This is a genomic window from Scopulibacillus daqui, assembly GCF_016908855.1.
Taxonomy (GTDB): domain Bacteria; phylum Bacillota; class Bacilli; order Bacillales; family Sporolactobacillaceae; genus Scopulibacillus_A; species Scopulibacillus_A daqui.
The window spans coordinates 23,657-36,668 of record NZ_JAFBER010000005.1 but is presented as its reverse complement, the minus strand read 5'-3'; the positions used below and the strand labels follow the sequence as shown (position 1 = coordinate 36,668).

Sequence of the window (13,012 nt, the reverse complement as noted above, 5' to 3'; positions counted from 1 at the left end):
GATTTCGCCGCTAGAGAAGAGCAAGTTAAGTTTTCCCATAAAAAGTAAAAATAGAGTCGCAAAAGGAATTTCATTTGAGAACAAAACATGGATGGGGGATTGGAATGGGCATATTAAATGATTCTGAACAGGATGCTATTCAAGTAAACCATCAAACCATTGATTCGGAACTTGTCAGCCGCGCCAATAAAATACGCAACAGGGTTTTGCAATTCCGGGAAGAAGAGGCGAATGATTGGGCTGAGCAAATAGAGCGCTCTGAGGAAATTCCTGAAGCGCTGTGGGAACGGATAAGGGCACTTGGTTTCCATAAACTGACGCAGCCTAAGTGGGTTGGCGGCGAAGGGCTGCCTCTTTCCCTATATTTTCCGATCCTTGAAGAAATGTCGCATTGCCATGGCTCTATCCGGATGATTTTTCATGCTTACAACAGTATTTGGCGCACTGTCGGGCAAGGTTCAAAAGAACAGCAAAAATATTGGCTTACAAAGTTGGTTGAAGATGGTGCACTTGTAGCATTTGCATTGACTGAACCCGACAACGGGACAGGCATTGACCTAAAGACAATGGCCAAATACGAGAACGGTAAATTTATTCTGAACGGCCGGAAGCACCTTATCACATTTGCTGAAGAGGCTTCTGTTATAGCTGTTATTGCAAAAATGGAAGGCGGCTCAGGCAGAGGCGGATTAACCGCATTTTTAATACCGAATGGACGGAAGGGCATGAAGCTCGAACCTATGGCACATATGATGGGCGATAAAGGGTGCTCTCACGCTGTTGTTTCATTTGATAATTGCGAGGTTTCTGAAGATGAGGTGCTTGGAGAAATCGGCGACGGCTTTGGTGTAGCTGTCCGCGGCTTCCTGGATCAGAGCCGCGCTTGTATTGCGCAAAGTGCGGTTGGCTTAGCGCAGGAGGCTTTGGATAAGACTTTAGATCATGTTCGAAAACGAAAAACGTTTGGAAAGGCGATTGCCAGTCGTCAAGCCGTTCAGATGCGTCTGGCAGAGATGCAAATTGCTGTTCAGGGCGCGCGGCTGCTCTGCTTAGACGCTGCTAAGAAATTTGATGATGGGCAAGATATTTCTCTCGAGGCATCTATTGCAAAAGCTAATGCTATTCGCATGGTTGGCGAAGTGACTGACGGGGCTTTATCTTTATTTGGAGGCATCGGCTATTGCGTCGGCAGTCCCATTGAGCGTCTGTATCGCGATGCACGTTCACTTTGGTTTGAAGAAGGAACTGCGGAAATGCAGAAGATGACGATTGCTGAGGGAATGCTTACGAATGCCCGCCGCCGCGAACGGGCAAAAAGGAACTCGTAGCCTGTTAGCTGAACATTTTTCGCCGGATCAGGATTTTTGTTATACGGGTTAAGGGTCTGCCTGCATCGCTGCTGAAATATGCATTTCCGCAATGTACGTTTCTCCTCATTCCATTGAGTCTATAGATCGCGGCATTCATCTTAATGGAATGTGCTTGGACGATATAAAAATTTTTACTGTCATATAAATTAAACTTATTATTCTATTTCCCATTTTTGTATTTTTTAATAAATGAGTTTCATTGTCTTTTGCTCTTCATCTTCCATAGTTTTGGCTTCTGCAGGTTGGCGCTCATCAATAGGAAGTACGGACAATATGAATAAATATAAATCTTTATCATTATTACGCATGGGGGTTTTACTCAATGGGAAGATTGAAAGTAAAAACATTCCAAGGAAAGATTAACGGTGTTGTCCGTGTACCAGCATCAAAATACCATCTCCACCGCGCATTAATTTTCGGTTCATTAGCTGAAGGGAAGACACGCATTACAGGTCAATCGGGTGCTTTGCATATCAAAGATTCTCTTAACTCTTTAAAAGACTTAGGGATTAACATAAGTAAAACAAAAGACGGTTATGTTGTCGAAGGGGGACAGTATGCTCCAAAAAATGACATTGTTCGTGTCGGCAGTTCCGGGACAACTTCACAATTTTTAATTGGTCTAGGATCTTTATCAAAAGAAAGACCCGCGGTTTATGACGGGCATAAAGCATTAAAAGCAAGGCCGATGGGTCCGCTGCTCGATGCCTTGTCAGATATGGGCGTAAAACTCGAATCGGATAACGGGCGTTTACCGGTAACTGTATATCCCGGGCTGCCAAAAGGCGGTCATATAAAAATTAAAGGGACATTAAGCCAATGGATTTCCGGCTTATTAATTTTGGCGCCTTTTGCTGCTGAGGATACTATCATCGAAGCCATACCTCCTTTAAACGAAAAGACGTACATTCATTTGACCATTCATATGTTAAGCCAATTTGGCATTAAAGTGATCGAACATGAAAATGGCCGGATGTGGACTGTCCCTGCTAAGCAATCTTATCAGCCTTGTCAAATGACAATAGAGCCTGATCTTTCATCAGCCGCCTTTTTATTTGTTTTGGCAGCTCTTCATCCTTCCGACTTAACATTAGAAGGTATTTCTCAAGCAGGCTCCCATCCTGAAGGTAGAATTTTGGAGATTGTACAAAAGATGGGCTTGCCGGTTGGCATTGATCGTGAAAATGATTGCATACATATTAAGCACGATGGCATTCGGACGACTGCCGGCCTTGACATTGATATGAAAGACATTCCGGATTTAATTCCGGCTATGTGTGTGCTGGCATCACTTTCTAAAGGAAAAACAGTATTAAGGAACGTCGGTCCGGGAAGATTTAAAGAATCTGATCGTGTTAAAGCGATGCTCCAGCTAAACAAAATGGGGGCGGATATAAAAGAAGAAGGCGATCATTTAATCATTAACGGGACAGAATCTTTAAAAGCGGCACCAATATCTACTTATAATGATCATCGGGTCGAGATGGCCTTTGCTTTAGCTGCTACACGAGCTAAGGGAGTCAGTGATTTGACTTTCCCTAATGCTTTCAAAATTTCTTATCCTGAATTCTTGGAACATATGAAACAATTAGGTTTATCTATGAAAATTGAAAGTGATAGAAAACAAGTTAAGGAGACTGTTTCCGTATGGTAAAACCGTACAATTTGGACAATCAGCAGATGTTTTTAAAACAATTAGACAAAGTTGAGCCAGGCAAAGAAGCTATTGTTGATCTCAGTTTTGAAACGCCGATAAAGTTGACTTACGGCCAGTTAGAGGATCTGGCAAATCGTACGGCTCAAGGACTTATTGAAAAAGGAATAAGACCGGGAGAATTTGTAGCTTATATTTTGCCAAACTGGTGGGAATTTATCGTTGCAACATTGGCGATTTGGAAAATTGGCGCAACCGCTTGTCCAATTTTGCCAGCGCTTCGCGACCATGAAGTTTCCTTTATTATGAAAAAATCAAAAAGCAGAATTTTGATTTTCCCTGAGGCGTTTCGCCGCTTTCAATATGAAACGATGATTGACCGTCTTTCAGGTGATCTTCCTTATCTAGAATCCAAGGTTGTGATTAAATCTAGAGATCCATATGATATAAAAAATTGCTTAGGCGGACTAGCGGTAAATGAACCCCATTTAGAGGACATTGATAAGCGCATGCCGAAATCAGAAACCAACGCCCAGCTGCTCTTCACTTCAGGTACGACTGGCGAACCCAAGGGTGTTATTCAAACTCACGGTTCATTAAGTTTTGCCGTTGAAGCTCATAGAAAAGCATTAGGCTTAACAGAAAACGACATTATTTGGGTTCCATCGCCGCTCGCACACCAAACGGGATTTTTGTACGGTATGATTGCTGCCCTCAATCTCGGCGCGAAACAAGTCCTTCAACCCAAATGGGATGTCAAAACAGCGCGCGCTGCCATTGAAGAACATGGGGCAACCTTTGTTCAAGCGGCTATGCCGTTCTTAGCAGATATTTCTCGGGATCCTCATCCGCCAAAAGGATTGAGAATTTTTGTTGCGACGGGTTCAGCCGTTCCGAGACAGCTTGCTCATGATGCAACGGCAGCCTTAGAGTGCAAAGTCGTCGGCGGATGGGGTTCAACCGAAACCTGCCTTGTCAGCGTCAATTCGCCTTACAGTGATGATGAAAGGATTTGGGGCACCGATGGCAAAGTTATTGAAGGCATGGAAATGAAGGTAACCGATGAAGAAGGCAATGAGGTTCCTGCCGGGATCGAAGGCATGTACCGCGTCAAAACGCCGGCGATGTTCAAAACTTACTTAGACCATCACGATTGGTATGAAGAATCAATTGACGAAAACGGCTTTTTTATGACAGGCGACTTAGCTGTTATGGATGAGGACGGCTATTTAAAAATTACGGGCCGTGTTAAGGACATTGTTAACCGCGGCGGTGAAAAAATTCCAGTTGCAGAAATAGAAAACTTATTATACCAGCATGAAAATATTAAAGACGCAGCGATCGTCGGCATGCCTGATCCTCGTCTAGGCGAACGGATTTGCGCTTATGTGACCCTTAATAAGAAAACGGATTTTTCATTGGAAGATATAACATCCTATCTGGATTCCAAGAATGTTGCAAAAATCTACTGGCCGGAACATCTGGAGTTAATTGATGAATTGCCGCGGACGATCACAGGCAAAGTTCAGAAATATATTTTAAGGGAAATGATTGCAGATAAACTTCAAATCAAAAGCTGATTGAACATAACAAAAAGGTCAGGCTTGAAAAAATTAATGATTAAGCTAAGGCAGGGGGATGCTTCATGGACGATAAAACGTTTCAACAATTAAAAGATGAAATAAAAGCATACATTAACGGTCCTCTGCAAGAAATGTCCAAAAAAATAGAGGAAACCGGCCGATGCGGGAAAGAGGTTTGGAACGCATTAAGAGAACGGGGTTATCTTAATTTGACGGCACCGGAATCATTAGGGGGCCGAAGTCTTTCCTTTTCTAAATATCTTGAGATTATTGAATTATTTGCACAGTCACATGGATCAATTAGAGTGATTATTCATGTCAGCAACGGCATTTGGCGGCCGTTTTTGCCGATTGTAAATGAGGAACAGAAAGAAAGATTTGTAAAACCGCTTATTGCAGGTGATATTTTAGCAACTTTCACATTGACAGAACCAAACAGCGGTTCCGGAGCCGATATTAAAACAACCGTACGCCGGGAAGGGTCCGAGTATATTATCAATGGCGAGAAGTGGATGATCTCATTTGGCGATATTGCTGATTATTTTTTGCTTTTTGCCCGTCTTGAAGGAACAACCGGTTATGACGGGACCCTTGCTCTAATGGTGCCGAGGCATGCGCCGGGGCTAGATATTAAGCTGATGCCGCCAACGATGGGGCAAACAGGAACCGGACATGCGCATTTAATTTTAAAAGATGCCCGGGTGCCTTCTGAAAATTTGCTCGGTAAGCCTGGACAAGGTTTGATTGCCGCCCTTAACGGCTTTTTGGATCCGAGCCGCATTTCCGTAGCGATGACCTGTGTCGGACTTGCTCAGCGCGCTTTCGATCTGGCGGTTAATAGAGCCAATGAACGTGTAACATTTGGCAAACCTTTAAGCAAACGGCAGCTTATTCAATCTCACATTGCTGAAATGGCTGCTGATATTGAAGCGGCCCGCCTGTTGTGCAAAAATGCCGGGCATCTCCAAGACCAGGGAGCCCTGGTCCCGGCTAAAGCATCTATGGCAAAATTTTATAGCGTTGAAATGCTGAAACGGGTCACCGATAAGGCATTGCAAATATTTGGCGGCATCGGATATTTCAAAGGCAGCGAAATAGAACGAATTTATCGTGATGCCCGCATGCAGTGGTTTGAAGAGGGTACTGCCGAAACACAAAAAGTTGTTATCGCCAAACATTTTTTGGGCTGAAGGGTGAATGATATGTCCATTTCTTTGCTTTTTCAAAAAGGAACCATTGGATCAATGACGTTAGATCATCGCATACTGATGGGCGCCATGCATCTCGGGATTGAAGGCGACAGGAATCAACTCAATCAGCTGAAAGCTTTTTACATCGAGAGAGTAAAAGGCGGTGCGGCGCTTATTATCACAGGCGGTGTTGCCGTCCTTCCTGAAGGAGGCGGTGATCACATGTTTTGTTTAACAGAACAAGACCACCGCGATCAACTGAAAGAGTTGGCAGAAGCAGTCCATCAATCGGGCGGAAAAATAGCTTTGCAGCTTCAGCATCAAGGCCGCTACGCTAAAAGCTCTGAAACCGGCTTAGAACCAGTTGCGCCCAGTCCGATCATATCAAGGATAACCAAGGAAACCCCTGTTGAACTATCGGTAAAGGGCATTGAGAAAGTTAGGGACGCTTTTATTGAAGGCGCGATATTCGCGAAATCTGCCGGTTTTGACGCCATCGAAATTATGGGTTCTGAAGGCTATTTGCTTAACCAATTTTTATCGCCGGTGACAAACCGGCGGACTGATGAATATGGCGGCGATCTTAATAAAAGAATGAAGTTTCCGCTCGACATTGCGGCGGGGATTCGTGATCAAGCGGGCGGCGATTATCCTGTTATTTATCGGATATCAGGAGACGACTATATGGAGGGAAGCACAACACGTGAGGAAACAATTGAGTTTGCCCGGCGGCTTGCCGACCTCGGCGTGGATGCTCTTAATGTCGGCGTCGGCTGGCATGAATCGCGGATTCCAACTGTTGCAGCGACCGTTCCAGCAGGCGCCTTTGCCTATGTTGTTTCCGACATTCGGCGAGCAGTAGATGTTCCTGTGATCGGCGCCAATCGCATCCATACACCGGAGGTTGCTGAAAATATGCTGAAACAGGAGCTGATGGATTTTGTTGCGCCGGCGAGACCATGGCTTGCCGATGCATCCTTTGCATTAAAAGCGCAGAAGGGCGATCGTGAAGGATTGAATTTGTGCATTTCCTGTAACCAAGTATGCCTAGATCATACATTAGGAAACCCTCTTCTTCCGGTTGGCTGCCTTGTAAACCCGCGGACAGGACACGAATGGGAATGGAAAATAAAAGAGAAGGAAAAAAGCCGCCATCGTCAGGAACGATACATTGCGGTTGTAGGCGGCGGCATTGCCGGCTTGGCTGCAGCCAAAGCGGCGGCTGAACAGGGGCATCATGTGGCACTTTTTGAGGCGAGAGAGCAATTGGGCGGCCATTTTTTGCTGGCTTCGCAAATTCCAGGCAAGGACAAGTTTCTTGAAACGATTAGATTTTATAAAATATCACTCGACCGACTAAACGTCACTATCAAACGATCAGCCAAACCTGCTGTTGAAGAGTTGAAAGCTTTCGATAAGGTCATCATCGCCACTGGCGTTAAGCCGTACATCCCTAAGCAGATAAAGGGTGCAAATCTGCCTCATGTCGCGACATACTCAGACGTTTTATCCGGCAAAGTGGCATTAGGGAAAAAAATCGCGATTGTCGGCGGCGGCGGCATCGGCTGCGACCTTGCCAGCCTTATTGCTCAAGCTAATGATATACCAGCTGATGTTAAGAGCTTTTTCGGAGAATATGGCGTTAAGATAGATTTTCCTCATCACAAAGATGTTACAATCATCTCTAGATCGAAGAGAATCGCAAAAGGGGTCGGACCAACGACGCGTTGGGTTCTCCTTTCTGAATTGAGGCGTTTAGGTGTTCATATTTTAAAAGGTTTTGAATGCCGGGAAATTAGTCAAGACGGTGTTTGGGTTCGCAATGATGAGGAAGAACGGTTTCTTAAGGCTGACCAAGTTATCATTTGTGCAGGACAAACTGCTGACAAAGCACTTTATGACCATTTAAAAGGTCAAGTTCCAGTTGAAGTGATCGGCGGCAGTTTAGATGCTAGGAATCTAAATGCAGCCAGAGCCATTCGCCAAGCATATGATCTATTCTATGGCTGTCAATCAGAAGCGACAACTTATTAGAAAGGAAGAAAAATGAATGGGTGAAACTTTAAAAGGAAAAAAAGCACTAATCACTGGCAGCTCACGGGGGATCGGACGAGCCACTGCCCTTAAGTTTGCTGAAGAAGGCGCTGATGTTCTCATTCATTATCGCAGAGAAGGCCGGGCGGCTGAAGAAACTGCTGAAGAAATCCGTCAATTAGGCAGACAAGCGCTTATTTTTAAAGCTGATCTTGATTCCCGCGAAGAGATCGATGCGATGTTCGATCATGTTGAAAGGCAATGGGGCGCGCTTGATATCTTTATTGCTAATGCAGCAGCGACAGCTTTCAAGGATCTTTTGGATATTAAAGATTATCATATTGAAAAAACGTACCAAGTGGTGGTCAATAGCACGCTTCAAGCGGTGCAGCGTTCTGTACCGTTAATGGAAGGCCGCGCCGGACGCATTATCACATGCTCAAGCATGGGCAGCGAATTTGCGCTGCCGCGTTATGCTAATATCGGTTCCGCCAAAGCGGCCCTTGAATCGCTGACTCGCTATTTTGCAAGAGAATTAGGCCCAAAAGGCATTACGGCTAACTGCGTTTCTCCTGGTGTCGTTGAAACCGATTCTTTAACTTTCTATGCCGGCGATCGCTTTAGGAAATACAAAGAAGGCGTCATCTATAAAACACCGCTTGGAAGACTGACACAACCTGAAGATGTCTCCAATCTGTCCTTATTCCTGGCAAGCGATGCTGCATGCTTCATTACCGGACAAGTCATTAAAATTGACGGCGGACTGACAATCAATAACCATTATCCGCCTGGAAGTGAATTTTAATCGTTGAAAGCTCCCTATGAATGGTTCATAGGGGGCTTTTATGGCTGCTTCCTTTTTTTCAAACATCTTGTTAATCACATTTATTGGCCCGGATGGTTTCAGGAGTTTTTTGACTTTTAATAAAGAAAAGAAAGTATCTGTATTGACTAAAAATTCAATAACTCATATAATTGTAAAAAATATAACGTTATATGTAAGGAGATATGACATGGGTATTGTAGATGAGTTGTATCAAAACAAAATTTTCCATGTGTCATCCGAAGAATTGGTTCATATGCTTCAATCTCTGAAACAGAAAAAGGAAGCAGAGATAACTGAAGTCAAGGAAAAAATTTATAAATACGAAAAAGACAAAAGAGCGAAAGAAGCTCTATACCAGTCCTTATCACCGCTCCGGAAGTTATTTGCAGCCCGCCCTCCCAGCCATCACCAGGCAGTTGAATATCTTGTTCATGTGAAAGAACGGCTAAGAAAGATAGATAAATTAAGGCAATTCATTGCAAAAATAGACGAAGCGCTTCGTCATTTAGAAAACGGCTCGTTTCAGGAAGAGATTGTTTTGCCGGCTTCAATTGTCGAACAATTAAAAATAATGCAGGAAACGGGGGATCAGCTGTCATGACTATTCATGCTGTCGGCGCTGGTTTGGATACTATCTGGGTTGTGTTAACCGCTGCAATGATTTTGCTTATGGAGGGAGGCTTTGCGCTTCTCGAGGCAGGTTTTGTCAGACATAAAAACAATGTCAACATTATTATGAAAGTTTTTGCAGACATTACAATTGGAACCCTCTGCTATTATTTTATCGGGTTTGCTCTTATGTACGGGAATGATAAATTCGGATTGATCGGCACGAATGGATTTATGTTGACAAGTCATCCCTCTCATTTAAATCTCCATATCTCTTTGGACACATTTTGGCTGTTCCAAGCGGCATTTGTTATTGCGGTTATTTCAATTGTCTCGGGTGCCGTGGCAGAACGCATCCATTTTCGAGCTTATTTACTTTTTGTTGTTTTTATGACAGCCCTTATCTACCCAATAGCCGGGCATTGGGTATGGGGAAATGGCTGGCTCGGAAAGTTGGGGATGCAAGATTTCGCTGGTTCTGCAATTATCCATACCTTAGGAGGTTTTTCAGCACTTGCTGCTGCTATTTTTATCGGTCCACGCAAAGGAAAATTGGGGCCGAATGGTACAGCGGCCGTTGCTTTACCGAGCAATCTGCCTCTCGCTTCCGTCGGGGCATTCATATTATGGTTTGGCTGGTTCGGCTTTAACGCTGGGAGCACATTAACTGCAACGGACGGCCGGATTGGCCATATTGCTGTCGCTACTATGCTATCTGCAGCTGCCGGCGGAGCAGCAACGTTGATCTATACTTTATTTCGTTATCATCGGGCGGATGCGCCGTCGGTTATTAACGGTTCTTTAGCAGGCTTAGTTGGGATAACAGCCGGGTGTGCTTTTGTCAGCAGCCAAGCGGCTATTTTCATTGGAGCAGTTTCTGGACTGCTTATGATGTTCGCAGCCAATTGGCTTGAAGCGAGGCGCATTGATGACCCTGTAGGCGCCTTCCCAGTTCATGCCGTTTCCGGTATATGGGGAACGATTGCAGTCGGTTTATTTGCCTCAGACGGCGGACTTTTTTCTGGAGGCGGCTGGCATTTGTTATTCATTCAAATTCTGGGGATTGTTGTATTAAGCTTCTGGGGATTAGCCTGTACATGGTTAAGTTTAAAAATAATCCAATTATGGATGCCTGTCCGGTCAGCGCCAGAGGAAGAGGAGGTAGGTTTAGATATCAGCTATCACGGTATAATAGCTGCTTACAAGGAACATGATTTTATTAATTATGAAAATCGCTATACCAAAATGGAAGAAATGAAGATGAAGTCTAATCCGCAGCCGGACGAATGAACGGTTGTGAAATAACCATTGTCTCATCCGGCAGCGGTTATTTAAATTGAAGTTGAGGATGAAATAAAAATTAAAGAATGACAGCCTTTCGGAATGATATTCAAAGGCATTAACGATTAATAAGCTTGAATATTTTTAATAAAATGGGTTATGTTTTTTTAAAAATATGAGTGAGCCTTTGTTTAACTTCAGAAGCATGATGAAATAGATGAAAGCAAGAAAATCTTTTTTGGAGGCCCTAAATGTTCAGAAAATCAAAACCGTTTGATTTAAGCCCTTATGACCATCCGGATATTTATCCCGGCCCGCGCCCGGTATCATCGTTTATTTTTTATAAAGGCAAAGCTCATAAGATTGAAGAAACATATGGAACGGCTGTTGAAGACTGCATCATCCATATTTCCGAACGGAATGATTTGCTTGGATCGCTTGCTTTTGCAAGCGGAGAGAAAATGGCGGTGAAAGATTTTTTGAAAAAGGAAAACGCAGCGCCGATCACTGATCGAATCCCTCTGCTCGGATATGGCTCTAATGTTTGTCTTGCGCAATTAGCTTATAAATTTGGGTTAACGCCGGATATGAGTGATCTCACCATCTGCTTTCGGGCAGCCATGAAAGATTCGGATATTGTCTTTGGTTCATTTTTGGCGCCTTATGGAGCTCTTCCGGCTATTATTGCACCAGTTTCCGGCACTGAAACAGAAATCTGGCTTACGCTTGTCGATCAAAATCAATTTGATCATATGAACAGCACTGAAGGCGGATACGGAATTCGGGAACACCGCAGCAGGAAATGCATTCTTCAAAATGGAGAACGCTTTGAAGCAGTATACGGGTATTATCATCCGCGTGCCTTAAAAGTTAACGGAGATATGATAAGGTTTAAAGATATTCCGGGCACATCTCCGCTTCCTGGCGCTTGGGAGGCAGATATCCTTAACTGGCTGAAAGGGAAGACCGGTTTCGACGGTTCAAGAGAGCATTTTATTCATAAGCTGCGCTGGGATTATTCTTTTCATTGTATGGTGAACGAGAAGCTTAAGAAATATGAATATGCGTTCGATCATCCAGACTTAGTTGAAACAGACCAGTTTAAGATCATCGGGAAAATGAAAAGGGATTTCGTTTCTGAGCGAAAAAAGCAAGAGGATAATAAAGATCCCTTAGAAGGAAAGGGATCTTAAAACATACTTTGAAGTAAATTTCCCATTGCGGAACCTGCATAATTGCCAATTATATAACCGAGTGTTCCGACTAACAGGATTGGCACAATCAGTTCTGTCCACCCTTTGGCGACAGCCATGGCAGCCGCCGTTGTCGGTCCTCCGGCATTGGCGTTGCTGGCAAGAATCATTTCTTCCAGGCTGAACTTAAACAGCTTCCCAAAAATAAAAGTGATCAAAAGGTTCCCGATAATAATGATAAATACAAAAACTAATAATAGAGGTGCGTTTTTAATCAATAATGGCACTGAGGCGGGAACACCGATAACGACAAAGAAAATATAGATGAGGTATGTCCCGAGTTCTTGCGAGCCGTTTAAGTTATCAAAAAAGCGGTGGAAGATGGTTGCCGCAAGAACGGTGATGGTTGTCAACATCAGGTAATGGTCGCCAATTAATCCGTTTAACAAATTAAAAAAGAAGTTAACATGTTCACCGGAAGGAATAAGTTTATGGAACAAGTCTGCCAGTTTAAAAGACACGGCGACTAGGACAAACGCGCTTCCAGCTGTAAAAGCTATATCTTTTAGTGAAATATTTTTCCGTTTCCAATAAGAAGCCGCATGTGTTTCCTTTTCTTTTGGCGGGTTTTTCTCCAATTCATCAATATACGGTGTCCGGAAATGCTTTCTGAAAAAAGACAGTGCGGGGATGGCGATAAGCATAAAGAAATATATGGCCATCATAAGATTATCGGCAACGACCGCAGAAGATACCATGTCTCCGGGTGTATGAAATTTTGCGGCCAGCGCCGCGAAATTTACCCCGCCGCCGATGTATGATCCTGTTTCCATTGCTGCGATTTTATCAAGATCAGGAATGTAAGATTTTAATGCTATAAATCCAAGGAAAACGCCGACAACTGTACCAACAGAACTGATTAAGAAGATAATGAGCATTTTTCCGCTCTCATTCCATATCTTTTTAATGTTGGCTTGAAATAATAACATCGGAATAGCCAGCGGGACAACATCATTCCACACCGTGTCATAGGCGGGGGCATCAGTCGGAATGATTTTCAAGTTAGAAAGAATGAGTGATCCAAGCAAAGCAATAATAGCGCCCGTCACTTTTGCGGCCCATTTATACCGTTGTTCAAGATAGATGCTGACCGCAGCCCAACCGGCAAGAAATGCCCAGAGGGTCCATGTATCATCAGGCTTAATTAATGTGTGGGCCAATCCTTTCACCTCTTCCTTTGTTGTGATAATAATGTATTGAATATTTACGATG

Annotated in this window: 10 protein-coding genes; 9 read left to right on the top strand and 1 reads right to left on the bottom strand. The window is 43.8% G+C overall.

Going from position 1 to position 13,012, the window contains the following annotated elements; genetic code table 11:
* Window positions 1-104: 104 nt before the first annotated feature.
* From JOD45_RS05470 to JOD45_RS05430, 9 genes are all read left to right on the top strand, one after another.
* A complete protein-coding gene (locus tag JOD45_RS05470; RefSeq protein ID WP_205002864.1) occupies window positions 105-1,328 on the top strand; it encodes an acyl-CoA dehydrogenase family protein in 1,224 nt (407 codons plus the stop codon).
* 364 nt (window positions 1,329-1,692) lie between these two features.
* Window positions 1,693-3,024, top strand: a complete 1,332-nt coding sequence (gene aroA, locus JOD45_RS05465; protein WP_205002863.1) for a 3-phosphoshikimate 1-carboxyvinyltransferase — start codon at window positions 1,693-1,695, stop codon at window positions 3,022-3,024.
* On the top strand, window positions 3,018-4,604 hold the full coding sequence (locus JOD45_RS05460; RefSeq protein ID WP_239549101.1) for an AMP-binding protein: 1,587 nt from the start codon (window positions 3,018-3,020) through the stop codon (window positions 4,602-4,604). Before aroA ends, JOD45_RS05460 begins: the two co-directional genes overlap by 7 nt.
* Before the next feature lie 65 nt (window positions 4,605-4,669).
* Complete coding sequence (locus JOD45_RS05455; RefSeq protein WP_205002862.1) at window positions 4,670-5,797, top strand: acyl-CoA dehydrogenase family protein; 1,128 nt, start codon at window positions 4,670-4,672, stop codon at window positions 5,795-5,797.
* Between the two features lie 12 nt (window positions 5,798-5,809).
* Window positions 5,810-7,831 (top strand): oxidoreductase, encoded by a 2,022-nt coding sequence (locus JOD45_RS05450; RefSeq protein WP_205002861.1) that lies wholly within the window; start codon window positions 5,810-5,812, stop codon window positions 7,829-7,831.
* Window positions 7,832-7,847: 16 nt separating this feature from the next.
* On the top strand, window positions 7,848-8,636 hold the full coding sequence (locus tag JOD45_RS05445) for an SDR family oxidoreductase (protein ID WP_205002860.1): 789 nt from the start codon (window positions 7,848-7,850) through the stop codon (window positions 8,634-8,636).
* A 208-nt stretch (window positions 8,637-8,844) separates the two neighbouring features.
* Window positions 8,845-9,258 (top strand): hypothetical protein, encoded by a 414-nt coding sequence (locus JOD45_RS05440; protein ID WP_205002859.1) that lies wholly within the window; start codon window positions 8,845-8,847, stop codon window positions 9,256-9,258.
* Window positions 9,255-10,556, top strand: coding sequence for an ammonium transporter (locus tag JOD45_RS05435; protein ID WP_205002858.1), 1,302 nt, complete (start codon window positions 9,255-9,257; stop codon window positions 10,554-10,556). The genes JOD45_RS05440 and JOD45_RS05435 overlap by 4 nt, the downstream gene beginning before the upstream one ends.
* A gap of 242 nt (window positions 10,557-10,798) precedes the next feature.
* Complete coding sequence (locus JOD45_RS05430) at window positions 10,799-11,740, top strand: hypothetical protein (RefSeq protein ID WP_205002857.1); 942 nt, start codon at window positions 10,799-10,801, stop codon at window positions 11,738-11,740.
* Here the strand turns inward: JOD45_RS05430 and JOD45_RS05425 are convergent.
* The gene (locus JOD45_RS05425) at window positions 11,737-12,960 is read right to left on the bottom strand and encodes a DUF819 family protein (protein ID WP_205003003.1); all 1,224 of its coding nucleotides are present in this window, start codon (window positions 12,958-12,960) and stop codon (window positions 11,737-11,739) included. The two genes, JOD45_RS05430 and JOD45_RS05425, sit on opposite strands and share 4 nt — an antisense overlap.
* Window positions 12,961-13,012: the final 52 nt, after the last annotated feature.

Coding starts and splice junctions, on each gene's coding strand:
- JOD45_RS05460 (WP_239549101.1), top strand. CDS start 3,018: ATGGTAAAACCGTACAATTTGGACAATCAGCAGATGTTTTTAAAACAA.
- JOD45_RS05435 (WP_205002858.1), top strand. CDS start 9,255: ATGACTATTCATGCTGTCGGCGCTGGTTTGGATACTATCTGGGTTGTG.
- JOD45_RS05450 (WP_205002861.1), top strand. CDS start 5,810: ATGTCCATTTCTTTGCTTTTTCAAAAAGGAACCATTGGATCAATGACG.
- JOD45_RS05455 (WP_205002862.1), top strand. CDS start 4,670: ATGGACGATAAAACGTTTCAACAATTAAAAGATGAAATAAAAGCATAC.
- aroA (WP_205002863.1), top strand. CDS start 1,693: ATGGGAAGATTGAAAGTAAAAACATTCCAAGGAAAGATTAACGGTGTT.
- JOD45_RS05430 (WP_205002857.1), top strand. CDS start 10,799: ATGTTCAGAAAATCAAAACCGTTTGATTTAAGCCCTTATGACCATCCG.
- JOD45_RS05470 (WP_205002864.1), top strand. CDS start 105: ATGGGCATATTAAATGATTCTGAACAGGATGCTATTCAAGTAAACCAT.
- JOD45_RS05440 (WP_205002859.1), top strand. CDS start 8,845: ATGGGTATTGTAGATGAGTTGTATCAAAACAAAATTTTCCATGTGTCA.
- JOD45_RS05445 (WP_205002860.1), top strand. CDS start 7,848: ATGGGTGAAACTTTAAAAGGAAAAAAAGCACTAATCACTGGCAGCTCA.